This is a genomic window from Mycobacterium kubicae, from assembly GCF_015689175.1.
In the GTDB taxonomy this organism is placed as follows: domain Bacteria; phylum Actinomycetota; class Actinomycetes; order Mycobacteriales; family Mycobacteriaceae; genus Mycobacterium; species Mycobacterium kubicae.
In genome coordinates, this window is sequence record NZ_CP065047.1 from 821,626 (window position 1) to 838,107 (window position 16,482).

Annotated in this window: 16 protein-coding genes and 1 pseudogene; 8 read left to right on the forward strand and 9 right to left on the reverse strand. The window is 69.0% G+C overall.

The features are described from left to right. Positions 1 to 100 precede the first annotated feature (100 nt). On the forward strand, positions 101 to 784 hold the full coding sequence (locus I2456_RS03810) for a PAS and ANTAR domain-containing protein (RefSeq protein WP_068164433.1): 684 nt from the start codon (positions 101 to 103) through the stop codon (positions 782 to 784). 128 nt (positions 785 to 912) lie between these two features. Then, positions 913 to 1,281, forward strand: coding sequence for an STAS domain-containing protein (locus I2456_RS03815; RefSeq protein ID WP_085075079.1), 369 nt, complete (start codon positions 913 to 915; stop codon positions 1,279 to 1,281). A gap of 23 nt (positions 1,282 to 1,304) precedes the next feature. On the opposite strand, the gene I2456_RS03820 is transcribed toward I2456_RS03815, so the two are convergent. Further along, positions 1,305 to 1,580 carry a hypothetical protein gene (locus I2456_RS03820; protein WP_116645873.1) on the reverse strand — a complete coding sequence of 92 codons (276 nt, stop codon included), beginning with the start codon at positions 1,578 to 1,580 and terminating at the stop codon, positions 1,305 to 1,307. Positions 1,581 to 1,643: 63 nt separating this feature from the next. Between I2456_RS03820 and I2456_RS28330 the strand changes: the two genes are divergently transcribed. Then, positions 1,644 to 1,961 (forward strand): Rv1535 domain-containing protein, encoded by a 318-nt coding sequence (locus tag I2456_RS28330; RefSeq protein ID WP_241007943.1) that lies wholly within the window; start codon positions 1,644 to 1,646, stop codon positions 1,959 to 1,961. Here I2456_RS28330 and I2456_RS29005 read toward each other — a convergent pair. The 5 genes and pseudogenes from I2456_RS29005 to I2456_RS03845 all read right to left on the reverse strand — a co-directional run. Continuing rightward, positions 1,927 to 5,646: pseudogene (locus tag I2456_RS29005) on the reverse strand (HAD-IC family P-type ATPase); the annotation flags it as partial. The gene I2456_RS28330 and the pseudogene I2456_RS29005 overlap by 35 nt on opposite strands. Positions 5,647 to 6,149: 503 nt before the next feature. Next, positions 6,150 to 6,593, reverse strand: a complete 444-nt coding sequence (locus I2456_RS03830; protein WP_068164441.1) for a hypothetical protein — start codon at positions 6,591 to 6,593, stop codon at positions 6,150 to 6,152. 203 nt (positions 6,594 to 6,796) lie between these two features. After that, complete coding sequence (locus I2456_RS03835) at positions 6,797 to 7,603, reverse strand: exodeoxyribonuclease III (RefSeq protein ID WP_174814178.1); 807 nt, start codon at positions 7,601 to 7,603, stop codon at positions 6,797 to 6,799. Between the two features lie 24 nt (positions 7,604 to 7,627). Then, a complete protein-coding gene (locus tag I2456_RS03840) occupies positions 7,628 to 8,374 on the reverse strand; it encodes a GNAT family N-acetyltransferase, cg3035/Rv0428c family (protein WP_085075077.1) in 747 nt (248 codons plus the stop codon). Then, positions 8,374 to 8,970, reverse strand: a complete 597-nt coding sequence (locus tag I2456_RS03845; protein WP_068164450.1) for a peptide deformylase — start codon at positions 8,968 to 8,970, stop codon at positions 8,374 to 8,376. The genes I2456_RS03840 and I2456_RS03845 overlap by 1 nt, the downstream gene beginning before the upstream one ends. A 195-nt stretch (positions 8,971 to 9,165) precedes the next feature. On the opposite strand from I2456_RS03845, the gene I2456_RS03850 reads away from it, so the two are divergent. From I2456_RS03850 to I2456_RS03870, 5 genes are all read left to right on the forward strand, one after another. Next, positions 9,166 to 9,474 (forward strand): DUF3263 domain-containing protein, encoded by a 309-nt coding sequence (locus tag I2456_RS03850; RefSeq protein ID WP_068022557.1) that lies wholly within the window; start codon positions 9,166 to 9,168, stop codon positions 9,472 to 9,474. 34 nt (positions 9,475 to 9,508) lie between these two features. Continuing rightward, positions 9,509 to 9,976, forward strand: a complete 468-nt coding sequence (locus I2456_RS03855) for a LytR C-terminal domain-containing protein (RefSeq protein WP_068022554.1) — start codon at positions 9,509 to 9,511, stop codon at positions 9,974 to 9,976. A 147-nt stretch (positions 9,977 to 10,123) separates the two neighbouring features. After that, a complete protein-coding gene (gene sodC / locus I2456_RS03860) occupies positions 10,124 to 10,882 on the forward strand; it encodes a superoxide dismutase[Cu-Zn] (protein WP_068022551.1) in 759 nt (252 codons plus the stop codon). Beyond that, a complete protein-coding gene (locus I2456_RS03865) occupies positions 10,863 to 12,026 on the forward strand; it encodes a glutamate--cysteine ligase (protein WP_116645871.1) in 1,164 nt (387 codons plus the stop codon). The genes sodC and I2456_RS03865 overlap by 20 nt, the downstream gene beginning before the upstream one ends. Before the next feature lie 41 nt (positions 12,027 to 12,067). Next, positions 12,068 to 12,688 carry an LON peptidase substrate-binding domain-containing protein gene (locus I2456_RS03870; protein ID WP_085075101.1) on the forward strand — a complete coding sequence of 207 codons (621 nt, stop codon included), beginning with the start codon at positions 12,068 to 12,070 and terminating at the stop codon, positions 12,686 to 12,688. A 10-nt stretch (positions 12,689 to 12,698) separates the two neighbouring features. Here I2456_RS03870 and I2456_RS03875 read toward each other — a convergent pair whose 3' ends face one another. From I2456_RS03875 to I2456_RS03885, 3 genes are read right to left on the reverse strand one after another with little or no spacing between them, the layout of a single operon-like run. Continuing rightward, the gene (locus I2456_RS03875; RefSeq protein ID WP_085075076.1) at positions 12,699 to 14,861 is read right to left on the reverse strand and encodes an AAA family ATPase; all 2,163 of its coding nucleotides are present in this window, start codon (positions 14,859 to 14,861) and stop codon (positions 12,699 to 12,701) included. Position 14,862: 1 nt separating this feature from the next. Further along, positions 14,863 to 15,723, reverse strand: coding sequence for a CDP-diacylglycerol--serine O-phosphatidyltransferase (pssA, locus tag I2456_RS03880; RefSeq protein WP_068022544.1), 861 nt, complete (start codon positions 15,721 to 15,723; stop codon positions 14,863 to 14,865). Next, positions 15,720 to 16,415 (reverse strand): phosphatidylserine decarboxylase, encoded by a 696-nt coding sequence (locus I2456_RS03885; RefSeq protein WP_085075075.1) that lies wholly within the window; start codon positions 16,413 to 16,415, stop codon positions 15,720 to 15,722. The genes pssA and I2456_RS03885 overlap by 4 nt, the downstream gene beginning before the upstream one ends. Between the last annotated feature and the right edge of the window lie 67 nt (positions 16,416 to 16,482).

The window sequence follows — 16,482 nt, forward strand, 5'->3', positions numbered from 1 at the left end:
GCGCAGCGCCGCCACGGTGCTGGCCCCCGCCAGGGCCAAATGCGATGATGCAAACGTGCAGCAGTCCGCTCGAATTGGCACATCAGCAGCCGGTGCAAACATGGATCGGTTCGCCACCGCGATGCCTGCGGGGGCCGGCGCGTACTTGAACGTGGGCAGCTTCCGCTTCTGGTTCGTCGGCCAGCGCTGGGAGTGGTCCGACGAGGTTGCCCGCATGCACGGCTACGAGCCGGGCACCGTGGTGCCGACCACGAAACTGCTTCTCTCCCACAAACATCCGGACGATCGCGCGCACGTCCAAGACCTGCTCGACTATGCGCTGCGGTCCGGGGAGTCGTTCTCCAGCCGGCACCGGTTCATCGACACCGCGGGCAATGTGCACGACGCGATCGTGGTCGCCGACCGCATGCTCGACGACAACGGGACGGTGCTTGGCACCGCCGGCCACTACATAGACCTCACCGACACCTTCGATGAAGCGCGGTTCGAGACGCGACAGGAGGTGCTCGACGAGGCGCTGCCCGACCTGTTCGAGAATCGGGCGGCGATCGAGCAGGCCAAGGGCGTGCTGATGTACGTCTACCGCGTCAGCGCCGAGCAAGCCTTCCGCGTGCTGCAGTGGCGGTCGCAAGAGACCAACACCAAGGTTCGCGCGCTCGCCAAACAACTCCTCGATGACGTCATGACCATGACCGCACCCTCGGCGGCGGTGCAAAGTCAGTTCGATCATCTGCTGTTGACCGCGCACGACCGTATTCCTGGCGATTCCCATCGCAAGTCCTGACGTGACTCATCACGGAAGCGCACCTGCGCGGGTTAGGCTCGATGCGACTTTGGCCGGCGCACGCCGCGGTTCGGGCACCGCGGTTGACCGCCGCCGGAAACCCTGAGGCACTCAAGACGGGTCAAGGGATGGAACTGCTGGCTGTTGAGCACGCGGCCCGCGACGACGCAATCTTTGTGCATGTGAAAGGCGACGTCGACTCCAGCACGGTCGACGAACTCGTCACGCATCTCACCGAAGCGCTGCGGTTGGCGGCGACACATCCGGCCCAGTTGGTGATTGTCGACTTGAAAGCGGTGACCTTCTTCGGCAGCGCCGGACTGAACGCCATCCTGGACTGTCATGAAGCCGGTGTAGCCGCCGGCACGTCGGTGCGACTGGTCGCTGACCATGCCCAGGTCCTGCAGCCGATCGAAGTGACGCTGCTGAACCGCATCTTCGACATCTATCCCACCGTCGACGACGCGCTGCAGCGCGATCAACCCACTGAGGATTGACAGCACCTCGCGGGGGAGGGCGGCTAGACCTCTTCCATCGCTTCGCCGAACTCCTCCAACAGCTTGTTGTGATGGTTGCTCGCCATCACGTGCCCGGCGGCGATGACCAAAGCCACCGGCCAGTCGATGAGCTCGAACGCGGCCAGGGCGGCCAGGCCACCGTAGTAGGCGAGTTGGTCGGGCCGTGGGATGGTCACCTGACCCACCACCGGCAGGTTCACCGCGAAGGTTTCCCCGGCCCGAATCTTCTCCACGGCCTCACGCTGAGACGTTGCCTGCCGCGCCTTCTTTTCGGCCATCATTTGCCTTTCAGTAACTAAGGGTTTGCCGTCCTGCCGGATGAAGCCGTCACCGTCGGGTGTATGTCGACGACCGACGCCCCGGCCGACCCGCTAGTTTCGTCGTTTGCCGCTTTGCTGTGCGTGCCGTTGCGGGAGCTTTACGCCCTGTTGTGGCGCGCTGGGGTGGTGGACATTGTGACGTCCGATCCGGCACCTCATCGTGCTGCGGACCTTCCTGCATCGGAGGAGTACCCAACTCCGCTGGTTGCCGATTCGATTGGTCGCGACTTTCCAGAACGCGGTTCAGCACCGCCACCGCGACGGTCGCGGCGGCAGCCGAGCCCAGGGCCTGAGCCCACCCGACCGGCCCGATCGGCGTACAGCCGAGCAACTGGCTGATCAGCGGAATACTGATCAACGTGCCCATCGCGGCCAGTGACCCAGCCGCGGTGAACACCACCAGCCAGTCGCGCGAGTCGAGCAACGTCTGACCCAACTGCGCCGACACCAGCGCGACCAGCGCCACGGTCGACGCGCGGCGGGGGAAGCCGGTGACACCGGCCATGGTCCAGGCTGCCGTGGCCGCCGCCGCCGTGGTGGCGCCCCGGACACCGACCGCCCGCCACAGCGCGCGCTCATCCGGGCCGCGAGCGCCCGAATCCGCCGGATCGCGCGGCTTGCTGACCGCCAGCGCGGCGGCGGGCAGCGCGTCGGTCAGCATGTTGACCAGCAGCAACTGGCGGGTGTTCAGCGGGGAGACCCCGGTGACCGCGCTGCCGATGATGGCGAACGCGACTTCACCGGCATTGCCGCCGAGCAGCACCGAAACCGCCGCTTGCACCCGCTGCCAGAGTTGGCGCCCTTCCAGGATCGACGGCAGCAGCGACTCGATCCGCCCGTCCACCAGCACCATGTCGGCCGCGACCTGCGCCGGGTCGCTGCCGTGCGCCACCACCCCGATGCCGACGGTGGCGGCGCGGATCGCGGCCGCGTCATTGGAGCCGTCGCCGACCATTGCGCAAACCCGGCCGCTGCGCTCCAGCGTCTGAACGATCTGCACCTTGTTCTCCGGTGTCATCCGCGCGAAGATCATCCGCTCGGCGACCGCCTTCTCCTGATCCTTGCGCGACAGGGCATCCCACTCCGCGCCGCTGATGATCTGGTCGACGTCCACTGACATGCCCAGCTCCCGTGCGATGGCCGCAGCGGTCACCGGGTGATCACCGGTGATCAGGCGCACGTCGAGGTGGTGGGTGCGCAGGTCCGCCAGCAGGTCGGCGGCGGTGGCTCGCGGGGTGTCCGACAGACCCAGGAATCCGACCAATGTCAAACCTTCATCGCAGAAGTCGGCGATGCCGTCCGGATCGTCTAGCACCGCTTGTGCTTGCTCGTCGTCGAGCCGGCGCTGGGCCACCGCGATGACGCGCAGCCCGTCGGCGGCCAGTTCGTGCACCGTGGCGGCCAGCTGCGAACTGGTCTGGCCGCACGCCGGCAGCACCACTTCCGGCGCCCCTTTGACGGTCAGTTGGGTGCCGGTCACCGACGCCGAGAACGACCTGCCGGAGCGAAACGGCAGGTGCGCCGCCGGTTCGGTGTCGGGACCCGAACCATTGGCCTCGGCCGCCTCGACAATGGCGACGTCGGTGGCATGGATCTGCGGGCCGCCGTTGGACGGCGGGGCGGCATGCGCGGCGCACCGCAACACTTCCTCGCTCGGCTGGCCGGGCGCGGGCTGCACCCGCGTCACCCGTAGGCGGTTTTCGCTGAGCGTCCCGGTCTTGTCGAAGCAGACCATGTCGACGCGGCCGAGGGCTTCCACCGAACGCGGGATGCGCACCAGCGCGCCGCATTGGCTCAGTCGCCGCGCCGACGCCTGTTGAGCCAGGGTCGCGACCAGCGGCATGCCTTCGGGAACGGCGGCCACGGTGACCGCGATACCGCTGGCCACCGCCTGACGCAGGCCTTGGCGGCGCAACAGGCCCAGCCCGGTGACCAAGGCGCCACCGGTCATGCTGATCGGCCAGGCCTGGTTGGTGAGCTGGCTCAGTTGGTGCTGCAGGCCGACGGTGGAGGCGTCGCCGGACACCAGGTCAGCGGCGCGGCGCTCCTGGGTGTCGGCCCCGACCGCGGTGACCACGGCGACCGCGGTGCCGGCGACCAGGGTGGTGCCGGCGTAGAGCATGCAGCGGCGGTCGGCCAGATCGGCCCCCGGCGTGGCCTCGACTTGTTTGGTCACCGACAACGATTCACCGGTCAGCGCCGACTCGTCGACCTCGACGTCGACCTCTTCCATCACGCGGGCGTCAGCGGGAACCACCTCATGGGTGCGCACCTCGATGACATCACCGGGCTGCAGCTGCTCGGCGACGATCTCCACGTATTCGCGTTGCCCGTCGGCCCCGGCCACCACCTTGCGCGCCGGCGGAATCTGCTGCGCCAAGAGACGATTGAGTCGGCTCTCGGCACGCAGTCGTTGGGTCGCCGCCAGGATGGAATTGCCGGTCAGCACCGAACCGACCATCACTGCGTCGACGGGAGACCCCAGGACCGCGCTGGCGGTCGCCCCCAAGGCCAGCATGGGAGTCAACGGATCGGACAACTCCGCGCGCACGGCCGCAAAGAGCTTGCCCACCGCCTGGACCGGCGGCGCGGTCAGCTCTACCCCGCGTCTGGCCGTCCCCACCCCGCCGGCCACTGCTCGTCCGGCCAGCGTCGCACGTTGCCGCGTCCTCGGCTGTTGCTCAGGCGGTGACGGCAGGACCTTGCGCACCTGCTCGACCGACATCGCATGCCACTCGTGGAACGCCGCCGGGCGTGGGGTGGGGGTTCCGACGACCTTGCGGGCCAGCGAATAGCCCGACAACATTCCGGCCGCCGCGCCGGTGGTCACCGGTCCGGGTCCCCGGCCCCGGACCCCGGGCAGCATCAGCAGAGTGCCCAATGCCGAAGCGCCACCGGATATTTCGACGCCACGGCGACGGGCGGCCCGGGCGGCCGGGAGGGCGAGCAGGACGCGCCAGGCGGCGGCGAGGTCGGGCAGCAGCAGGTCGGCATACCAGGGTGGTGCGCTGGACTCCCCGTGCGGCAGCACACCGAGCGCCACGTCGGCCAGGGAAATCGCCTGTGCGGCAACAGAGGACAAGACGGCGACGGTACGCCCGGCGGACTTCAGATCGGTGACCGCGCGCGCCAGGGCGTCGTCGATGGATTGGTCGGAATCGGTGGTCACCGGCCGCACCTCGTCGAAGGCGGGGCGCAACTCGCCCAGCGAATCGACATCCACTGACACCAAGTCGGCTCCGCTGCGGTGTGCCTCGCCGACCACGGCGGAGGCCAACGGGTCGTGCGCGTAGCGGAAGAGCGCTTGCACCTGAGAGCCCGGTCCGCTGGGCGAGATCCCCGGCACCGGATGCCAACCCGGGCGCAGACCGCTTTTCTCCAGCACCAGCTGCGCGCGATTCCATGCCACCGACAACTCGGTTTCGTCGGCGCCCCGAATCCGGGCCACCCGCAGGCTGTCGGTGCACAGCACCCGGGGGTCGATGACAATGGCGTCCACCTTGTCCAGCCGGCGCAAGCCGTCGGGCCGCAACGGCAGCACCGCATGCCGATCGGCCAAGCCCTGGCCCAGCGCCGCCGCAAACGCCTCCGGGGTGGTCCGGCTGGCTCTCGGGGTGGCGACCAGTGCCGCGGTGGCGGCGGCGTTGAGGTCGCGGCTGCCGAGGCCGACCAGCCCGGCGCTGAGCGCCTGGATCAGTCCGAACCGATCGGCGTGGCGTTCGACGGTGCGCGCGGGGGGTGGCGACTGGGGGAACGGCGCGACCGGCGCCTCGGCGTGACGGGCCAATTCGGGTTCGTGCCGGTGCCAGGCGCGGGCCTCGGCACGGGTTTCGGCGGCTTTGAGTGACTGCATGACCAGACCCACCGACAGCGATGCGGGCGCCTGCGCGAGCGTCTCGGCGGCCGCGACGGCCAGGGTCAGCACCGTGTCCGTCGCCGGCCCGCCGATCCTGTCTTCGAGCAATCCACGCAGCCGCGGCTGGTAGTCCACGGCTGCGACCCCGGCCAGCACACTCACCGGCATTCGCGGCCACCGCAACGCTCGGCCGGTGACGGCTAGTCCCAACCCCGCCGCGTTGGCGGCGACGGTCACCGCTCGGGTCGCCAGGACCACGCCGTCGGCCGGCAGGCTTGGTGCTGAGGCAGCCTCTTGTGTTGCGCCGCAACGCTTTTCCGCACGCTCCACCACGCGGCACAAGTCACGCAGCGACGTGTCGCGGTCGTCCAGGCCGACCACCACCCGCGAGAGCGGATGATTCAAGACGGCCGACGTCACGCCGGGGTGGGCGCGCAGCGCCTCGAGAACGAGGTCCCCGAGTTGGTCCCCGTCGGGACCAGCGAGGCCACGCACCTCGACCCAGGCCCGATTCGGGCCGCGCCAGCAATGGCGGTTGAGCGTTTCGAGGGAGAGGTCGGCGGTGAGCGCCCGAACTCCTTCACGCAGTGGGATGGCGGCAATGTCCAGGCCGCCCTTGAGGGACCGTCTCAGCGATGTGGCAATGGTCACCGGGCGTTCAACGCTCGGCGCTAGTTGGTGCTGCGCAGTTCGCTTGCGCCCGCCCGGCGGCCGGGCGTCTTCTTGGCTGCCTTGCGAGGCGCCTTCTTCGGCGCGGCCTGCTCGGGCTCACCCGCGTCGGGTACCGGGCTCAGCGTCGCCTTCGTGGGCGCCCCGCCGTTCTCGCTGGTTTGGTTGAGGCGGCGCAACAGCAAGGCGCCACCGCCGACGGCCAACAGGATCGGCCACTCGACCAGACCGGCGGCGCCGATCGCGCCGATCGCCAATGCCGCTGCGGGCGTTGACTTGCTACCGGTGCTGATGCCGCGCTGGACGCCGTCTGCGGCTCCCTTGACGCCACCCACGACACCGTTGACCGCCGCGCCGCCGACAGCGCCCGCGGCCGTCGTGGTGGCCGTCGCGGCCCGACTCACCGTTCGACCGACATTGCGGACGGCTCCGCCGATGACACTCATGATGACTCCCTGGTCTCGACCGCTTTGCGTAAGAACCTTGGTGGTACCGCGTGTATACCCGTTGAACGCACGGTTAATAGCGGCGAAACGGTTCTCGTTCTCAGCATCTGTACGAGCCAGCCTGCCACGTTACAAACGCGCGGACAACGACCAAGTTGGGCAGACGGCGCTCTCCGCTGGCGCAAACGGAACGGATACCGAACTCACACGACGTTCACATCAACGACGACCGGCGCGTGATCACTCGGCGCCTTGCCTTTGCGTTCCTCGCGGTCGATGCGCGCGTCGACGACGCGGGCGGCCAGCGCAGGTGAGGCCAGGACGAAGTCGATGCGCATGCCTTGGCGTTTCTGAAACCGCAAGCGGGTGTAATCCCAGTAGGTGTAGACGCCTGGTCCGGGAGCGAAAGGCCGTACCACGTCCGCGAATTGAGCATCGACGATGGCATTGAACGCCTTGCGTTCCGGCTCGGAGACGTGGGTGGAGCCGCGGTAGAACTCCGGGCTCCAGACGTCTTCGTCGGTCGGTGCGATGTTCCAGTCCCCAACCAGCGCTATCGGGGCGTTCGGGTCGTCTTGCAGCCAGCCTGCGGCCGTATCACGCAGAGCCGCAAGCCATTTGAGTTTGTAGGTGTAATGCGGGTCGTCGAGCGTGCGACCGTTGGGCACGTAGAGACTCCACACCCGTACCCCGCCGCAGGTGGCGCCCAGCGCCCGGGCTTCCGCGGTGGCGGCCACCTCGGGTTTGCTGCTCCAGGTCGGTTGGCCTTCGAAGCCGATCTGCACATCGTCCAGCCCGACGCGTGAGGCGATCGCCACGCCGTTCCACTGGTTGAAGCCGACGTGGGCGACTTCGTAACCCAGCTCGAACAGCGGCAGGCTGGGGAACTGGGTGTCCGAGCACTTGGTCTCTTGCATGGCCAGCACGTCGATCTCCGCGCGGGTCAGCCAGTCCAGCACGCGATCCAGCCGGGTGCGAATCGAATTCACATTCCAGGTGGCCAGCCGCAGGACGCCGTCGGGCATGGCTAGAGGCTATCGGGATGCCGGCACGGCGAAGTAGCGGCTGCGGTGGTGCAGGGTGAAACCCAGCTCCTCGGCCAGGGCGATGTCGTCTGGCTGGTGCGCCCGCACAACGGCACGGGTGGCGCCGTGCCCGGCGCCCGAAGCGAGCGGGGCTGCGCCGTGGTTGCGCAGACTGATCGTGGACAGGCCCAGCCATCGGGTGCCGTCGGGTGCGGTCGTCACCGCCGGCTCACCGTCCGCGGTCGGCGTCTGCGGCGTGACGCTCGACAGCTCGCGCACCATGACCAGGTCGGTCCGCTCGTAGACCAGTCCGGCCGGTGGGGTGAGTAGGCGCTCCGGAATCGCCAGTCGCGGTGGCAGGTCGCGCCGCCGGTACCAGTCGACGATGCCGGGAAGGGTACCGGCGTGGGCGGCGCGGTCCAGCGGCACAGCAGAATTCAGCATGGGGTCGACGTCGGTTCCCGCCCGTAGCAACCAGCCATCCAGCCACTCCCGGTCCAGGCCGGGGATGGCTGCGGCGGCGGCGTGCTCGAGGTTGCGGATGTCGGCGGTGCGCACCACGGTGTCGGTGAGCACCCGCAGCGCCACCACGTCCGACGGACTACACGAGACGATCGCACCGCTTTTCGTCTGGACCTGGACCACCGGCTCGACGGCCAACAGCTGACCCACCGCGTCGGTCAGCGGTGGCGCCGACCCGAGGGGCCGGCGGTAGCGAACCGTCACCCGGGTGCCCAGGCTCGGCCACGAAACCATCAGTGACCGAACGGGTCGGGTCCCTCGCCGGGCAGCCACGACAGGCCGGGCACGCCCCAGCCGTGCGACTTGACCGCGCGTTTTGCGGCGCGGGCGTGCCGGCCGATCAGGCGGTCCAGGTAGAGGAATCCGTCCAGGTGCCCCGTCTCGTGCTGCAGCATCCGCGCGAACAGTCCGGTGCCTTCGATCGAGACCGGCTTACCCTCGGCGTCGAGCCCGGTGACGCGTGCCCAGTCGGCACGGCCGGTGGGGAACGATTCGCCCGGCACCGACAGGCAACCTTCATCGTCGTCGTGGCCAGCGGCCGGCATCGTCTCGGGAATTTCGGAGGTCTCCAAGACCGGGTTGACGACGACGCCGCGGCGGCGGTCGGTCAGTCCGCGGTCGTCGGCACAGTCGTAGACGAAGACGCGCAGCCCCACCCCGATCTGGTTGGCGGCCAGTCCAACGCCGTGGGCGGCGTCCATCGTGTCGTACATATCGGTGATCAGTTCTGCCAGATCGGCGGGCAGTGATCCGTCCGCGCCGACCGGGATCGGCGTCGTCGGAGTGCGTAGTACGGGATCTCCCACAATCCGGATCGGAACCACTGCCATGGTCGGCTAGCTTATGCGGGCCGCGCGGTGGCGCCGGGGGGAGGCGGGGCAATCCAAGCGACTCGGCCGACTCGCGGGTCTGCATTACAGCTTGAGGGTTCGCGGCGTGGTTCAATAATCGCCGAACCAAGCCCACAGATAGTCAAGTCATAAGAGCAGTTTGGGAATTCGCCGGAAGGGTCCAGGGGAAGCGATATGGACAGCGCGATGGCGCGGGCAAGTCGGTCGGGGGAAGACTCGGACATCGCTGATGGGCTGACACGACGCGAGCACGACATCTTGGCGTTCGAGCGGCAGTGGTGGAAGTTCGCCGGTGTCAAGGAAGATGCGATCAAAGAGCTGTTCTCGATGTCGGCGACGCGTTACTACCAAGTCCTCAATGCGCTCGTCGATCGGCCCGAGGCGCTGGCTGCCGACCCGATGCTGGTGAAGCGGCTGCGACGGCTGCGCGCCAGTCGCCAGAAGGCGCGCGCGGCGCGCCGCCTTGGCTTCGAGGTGACCTGACGCCTCCCGTTGCCGGCTGGCTACAGTGGGCTCGATGAACGAGCGCGTACCCGACTCCACGGGACTTCCACTCCGGGCCATGGTGATGGTGCTGTTGTTCCTCGGCGTCATCTTCCTGCTGCTCGGCTGGCAAGCTCTGGGCTCGTCGGGGAAGTCCGACGATGACAGCTCGCCGGTCTCGAGCGCGACCACCACGGCGGCGACGGCGACGAGCGCGAAGCCGGCCGCCAATCAGGCCGAGGTGCGCGTCTACAACATCTCTTCCAAAGAGGGCGTGGCCGCCCGGACCGGCGACGAGCTGAAGGCGGCCGGTTTCAAGGTCACCGACGTCACCAACCTCACCGTTGCCGACGTCACGGCCACCACGGTGTACTACACCGACGCCGACGGAGAGAAAGCCACCGCCGATGCGGTAGGCCAGAAGCTGGGCGCGCCCGTCGAACGGCGCATAGCCGCGCTCGCCGACCAGCCGGCCGGGGTCATCGTGCTGGTGGCGGGCTGAGCTCTCGTCTTGGTCGGCCCCCGTCGAGTGTGAATGGCCGGCTTCGCGAGTGAGTCCAGGGCGAGGATTAGCCGAGATCGTCGCCGTCGACGCTCACTCAAAGCCGTGGGCGCACACTCGATGACGCGATCAGGTTAGGCTCTCGCTATGCCTATGCCCGCCGGTCACCGCACTTTCGTCGCCGCCTTGTCCGCGGCTGCCAGCGTCGCGCTGTTCAGCGCGTGCACGTCGCCCCAGCATCCCGCGACCTCACCGGGGAGCACGCCGCCGGTCTGGACCGGGTCGCCCGCGCCGTCGGGCGCCGGCTCCGGGCATGAGGGCGGCGGTCATCACGACGGCGGCCAGCCGGCCGGGCAGGCCGACGGCCAGGGCAACGGTGGGGGTAACGGTCAAACGCTCACCACTCGACTCAACGGGCCCAACGGCACCGAGGTCGCGACGGCGAAATTCGAGTTTGCCAACGGCTACGCGACCGTCACGATCACGACCAGCGGTCCCGGCAAGCTGTCGCCCGGTTTCCACGGCGTGCACATCCATCAGATCGGCAAGTGTGAACCGAACTCCGTCGCACCCACCGGTGGTGCACCCGGCGACTTCCTGTCGGCCGGCGGTCACTTCCACGGCGGTGGGCATGGTGCCGGGCAGGCCGGCGGTGACCTGACCTCCCTGCAGGTTCGCGGGGACGGGACCGGCATGCTGGTCACCACCACCGACGCGTTCACCATGGACGACCTGACCAACGGCCAGAAGACGGCCATCATCATCCACGCGGGTGCGGACAACTTCGCCAACATTCCGTCGGATCGCTACAACCAGGCCAACGGGACGCCTGGCCCCGACGAGACGACGATGACCACCGGTGACGCCGGCAAGCGGGTGGCGTGCGGTGTCAACGGATCGGGGTAAGGGTCCGGTTGGCTCACCCGATACCCGGGCCGGCGCGCGTATCGACTTCGCCCGTTCACCCCGGCCCACGGTCGGGGTGGAATGGGAGTTCGCGCTCGTCGACGCGCAGACTCGTGACCTGAGCAACGAAGCCACCGCGGTGATCGCCGAAATCGGCGAAAACCCGCGCGTGCACAAGGAGTTGCTACGCAACACCGTCGAAGTGGTCACCGGGGTCTGCGCCTCCGCGCCCGAAGCGATGGAGGACTTGCGTCAAACGTTGGGACCGGCGCGGCGGATCGTCCGCGACCGCGGCATGGAACTGTTCTGCGCCGGCACCCACCCGTTCGCGCAGTGGTCCACCCAAAAGCTCACCGACGCACCGCGGTACGCCGAGCTGATCAAACGCACGCAGTGGTGGGGCCGGCAGATGCTCATCTGGGGCGTGCACGTGCACGTCGGCATTTCGTCGGCCAACAAAGTCATGCCGATCATGTCGTCGTTGCTGAACGCCTACCCGCACCTGCTGGCGCTCTCGGCGTCCTCACCGTGGTGGGGCGGGGAAGACACCGGCTACGCCAGCAACCGGGCCATGATGTTTCAGCAGCTGCCCACCGCCGGGTTGCCGTTCCAGTTCCAAACCTGGTCGGAATTCGAAGGTTTCGTGCACGACCAGAAGAAGACCGGCATCATCGACCACATCGACGAAGTTCGTTGGGACATCAGGCCGTCACCGCATCTGGGCACCCTGGAGGTGCGGGTCTGTGACGGTGTGTCCAACCTGCGGGAGCTGGGCGCACTGGTCGCCCTGACGCACTGCCTGATCGTGGACCTGGACCGCCGGCTGGACGCCGGGGAGAAGCTGCCGACCATGCCGCCGTGGCATGTTCAGGAGAACAAGTGGCGCGCCGCTCGCTACGGCCTGGACGCGGTGATCATCCTTGACGCCGACAGCAACGAGCGGTTGGTCACCGACGACCTGGACGACGTGCTGACCCGCCTACAGCCCGTCGCGAAGTCGCTGGATTGCGTGGACGAGTTGGCCGCGGTAGCCGAAATTCCGCGCGTGGGAGGCTCCTATCAACGGCAGCGGCGGGTGGCCGAGGAGCACGACGGCGACCTGCGCGCGGTGGTCGACGCGCTGGTCGCCGAGCTGGTGATCTAGCCGTGCTGCCCGTCGAACCTGACGAACCGGTCGAGCTGGCGATGTTCCCGCTGGAATCGGTGTTGCTGCCCGGCGACGATCTTCCGCTGCGGATCTTCGAGCCGCGCTATACCGCGCTGGTCCGGGACTGCCTGGACAGCGATGATCCGCGTTTCGGCGTGGTGCTGATCTCGCGCGGCCGTGAAGTCGGCGGCGGTGAGGGCCGCTGCGAGGTCGGCGCCCTGGCCAAGATCGCCGAGTGCATCGATGCCGGCGCCGGCCGGTACGTGCTGAGCTGCCGGGTGGGGGAACGGATCCGGGTGCGCGACTGGTTGCCCGACGACCCCTATCCGCGAGCCGCCGTGTGGGCCTGGCCGGACGAACGCGGAACGTCACCGGTGACCGGTGCCCAGCTGCGCGACGTCGAAGACCGGGTGCTGGCCTTGTTCGAGCGGATCGCGGACGTCCGCGGTGTCGAGTTGCCGCCGCGTGAGGTCCTGCTCGGTGAGCCGCCGCCGGGTGATGCGGGAAAGTGGCTGTACGCGTTGGCATCTCGCGTTCCGATGGGGCCCGCCGACCGGTATGCCGTGCTGGCCGCGCCGTCGGCCGCCGACCGGCTGGTCGCATTGCTCGAGGCGGTGGACTCGGTGACGGCGATGGTGGAGTTCGAGCTGTCGGACTAGCTGACCGACGCTAGAGGGCTTTGGCGAACGCGCGCAGCGAATCCACCTGCAGGGCATCCAGGGACGGGCGCACCGCCTCCCGGGCAGCGGCGAGGTCGGCGGCGGTGACGTCGGTGGCGTCGATGGAGCGGCGCATGGCCGTCAGCGCGGCTTCGCGCAGCAGCGCCACACAATCGGCGGCGCTGTAACCGTCCAGCCCGGCGGCCACCTCGTCCAGGTCGACATCGGAGCTCAGCGGAATGGATTTGCCTGCGGTACGCAGGATCTCGCGGCGGGCCGCCGCGTCGGGCGGTTCGACGAACACCAGCCGCTCCAGCCGGCCCGGGCGCAGCAACGCCGGATCGATGAGGTCGGGGCGGTTGGTAGCCCCCAAGACGACCACGTCGCGCAGCGGATCAATGCCGTCCAATTCGGTGAGCAGCGCGGCCACCACCCGGTCGGTCACGCCCGAGTCGAAGCTCTGGCCGCGCCGCGGCGCCAGCGCATCCACCTCGTCGAGGAACACCAGCGACGGCGCGGAGTCGCGGGCCCGGCGGAACAATTCCCGGACCGCCTTCTCCGACGAGCCCACCCACTTGTCCATCAGCTCAGAGCCTTTGACCGCATGCACGCTCAGCTGCCCGGTGCTGGCGAGGGCGCGGACCACGAAGGTCTTGCCGCAGCCGGGCGGCCCGTACAACAACACGCCACGCGGCGGGTCGACACCGAGCCGGGAGAACGTGTCGGGGTGTTGCAGCGGCCACAGCACCGTTTCGGTGAGGGCCTGTTTGGCTGCGGCCATGTCGCCGACGTCGTCGAGCGTGACGTTGCCGACGCTGATCTCTTCACCGGCCGAGCGGGACAGCGGCCGGATGACCGTCAGCGCCCCGACGAGATCCTCCTGGTTGAGCTTGGGCGATTGACCCTCGGCGCTGGCCCGCGACGCGGCCCGCAGCGCCGCCTCGCGCAGCAGCGCGGCCAGATCTGCGACCACGAATCCCGGTGTCTTGGCAGCGATTTCGTCGAGGTTGAGGTCACCGGCAGGAACCGGCTTGAGTAACGCCTCCAGCAGCGCCTTGCGGGTCGCCGCGTCGGGCAGCGGCAGACCGAGTTCCCGGTCGCACAATTCGGGGGCGCGCAAGCGCGCGTCGAGCTGGTCGGGCCGCGCGGAGGTGGCGATCAAGGCCACCCCGTCGGTGGCCACCGCGGTGCGTAGCTCGGCCAGGATCAACGAAGCGACCGGCTCCGGATCCACCGGCAGTAGGGCGTCGACATCGGTGATCAGCAGCACCCCGCCACCGTCGCGCACCGCCGTCACCGCCGACGCGACGGCTTTCAGCCGATCTTCGGCGGCCAGCGCCCCGACCTCCGGGCCGTCCAGATCCACCACACGGCGGCCCGCGCAGACCGCGCGCACCAACGTGACCTTGCCGACGCCGGCCGGGCCGGACACCAGCACGCCCAGATTGGTGCCCGCGCCCAGGGTCTTGAGCAGGTGCGGTTCGTCGAGCGCCAGCTTGAGCCACTCGGTGAGCTTGGCGGCTTGTGGCTGCGCGCCTTTGAGCTCTTCGACTTCGATGTCGGGATTGGAGACGCTGGCCGGGTGCGGTGCGGCGGGAGCCCGGACGCCGTACGGGACCCCGGTGCCCCAGGTGACCAGCGTGTTGGGCTGAACGCTCACCGGCCCGTCGGGGTCGACGCCGGTGACGGTGAGCAGTTCCGAGGTCCAGCTGATGCCGACCGAGGAGGCCAACGCGCGGGTGGCCGCCGACGTCGACGTGCCCGGGCCCAGATCGCGCGGCAGCAGCGACACTGCGTCGCCGACGGTCATCACCTTGCCCAGCAACGCCAGCCGCAGGGTGACCGGCGACAGGGATCGGGTGGCCATCGCCGAGCCGCTCAACGTCACCGTGCGGGCGCCGTAGACGGTGACCGCGCTGACCAGCACCGGCGTGCCTTCGCGCAATCCGGCGTTGGACAGCGTCACATCGTCGAGCAGCACGACACCCACCGGGATGTCTTGGGTGGCCATGCCGGCCACCGCGGCGGTGGTGCGCGAGCCGGTCAGCGCGACCGCATCCCACTCCCGGATGCCAAGGGCGGCAATGGCGCTGGGGTGCAGGCGCACGACGCCTCGGCGCGAGTCGACGGCCGAGGTGTTGAGTCGGGCGGTGAGGGTGAGCTGCTCGGCCAAGTCACAGCCGCCGGCCCGGCTTGCGCAGCCCCAGCCGCGCCATCGAACGGCGGTGCGGTTCGGCCCGACGGGTCGCTCGTCGCGCCGCTCGTCGCTGCTTGTTGTCGTCGCCCCATGCCTCCGGGTGTTTGGCCAGCCAGCGCTTGCTGCGCACCGCGAACGGGATGTGGCACACGTAGGAGATGATGATCACCCAGATCAGGATGTAGGGCGCCAAGACGGCGGCCGCCGCGGCGATCGCCAACACCGCCAGCAGGGGGGCAGCCCAGTTCGGCGGGACCGCCAGGGTGTGGAACTTCTTCATCGGCAGCGCGCTGACCATCAGCAGCGAGGTGCCGGTGATCCACAGGGACAGGAACCACACCGAGCTCCACCAGCCCTCGCCGAGCTGCAGTTTGAGCCCGATGGTGCCGATCATGGACACCGCGCCCGCGGGCGCTGGCATGCCGACGAAGTATTCCTTGGCGTAGGGAGGCAGCGTGCCGTCGTCCTGCTCGGCGTTGTATCGGGCCAGCCGCAGCACGACGCACACCGCGTACAGCAGCACCACCGCCCAGCCGACCGGCCACTTCGACAGCAGCGTCACGTAGACCACCAGGGCGGGTGTGACGCCGAAGTTCACCGCGTCGGCCAGCGAGTCGATCTCGGCACCCATCCGTGACTGGGCGTCCAGGATGCGCGCCACCCGGCCGTCCAGCGCATCCAAGATGGCGGCCACCGCGATCAGCGCCATCGCGGGGATCGGTTTCTCGTCGAGGGCGAACTTGATGGAGGTCAGCCCGGCGCAGATGGACAACACGGTCATCGCGCTCGGCAGCAGATGCAGGTCGACTGTCCGCCGGACCCGGGGCTTGTCGATCACGGCAGCTCGGCCAGTACGGTCTCGCCGCCGACAGCGCGCTGGCCGAGCGTGACGATGGGTTCGGCCCCCGGCGGCAGGTAGGTGTCCAGACGGGACCCGAACCGGATCAGGCCGTAGGTGTCGCCGATCGACAGCTTGTCCCCGACGTGCGCGTCGCACACGATGCGCCGCGCCACCAGTCCGGCGATCTGCACGGCGATCACTTGGGCGCCGGTGTCCGTGCGGATGACCACACTGGTGCGCTCGTTGTCGGTGCTGGCTTCGGCCAGGTCGGCGGAACCGAACCGGCCCGGCCGGTGTTGCACGGCAATCACCTCTCCGCTGACCGGGGCCCGCTGCACGTGGGCGTCCAGGATGGACAGGAAGATGCTGACCCGGGGCAGCGGTTGCTCACCCAGCCCTAGCTCGGCGGGCGGGACCGCGGAGTCGATGACGCAGATCAAGCCATCGGCGGGTGCGACGATGGCGCCGGGCCGGGTGGGCGGCACCCGCAACGGATGGCGAAAGAAACCCGCACACGCCCCTGCGGCCAGCAGGCCCGTCCTGCGCAGCACTCGGTTGCGGTATCCGAGCGCCGCGACCGCAAGGCCGGCGGAGATGAAGGGTCGGCCGGCCGGGTGGATTGGCGGGATGGAGGACCGCACCAACTCGAATATGTGTTGCGGACCACTGGGACGAGGGCGTCGTGCCACGCGGTCATCTTACGGAAGCCCTTCGCGCCCCATGACGCCGTTGCGGTGAAGGCAAGAAATACTCTTT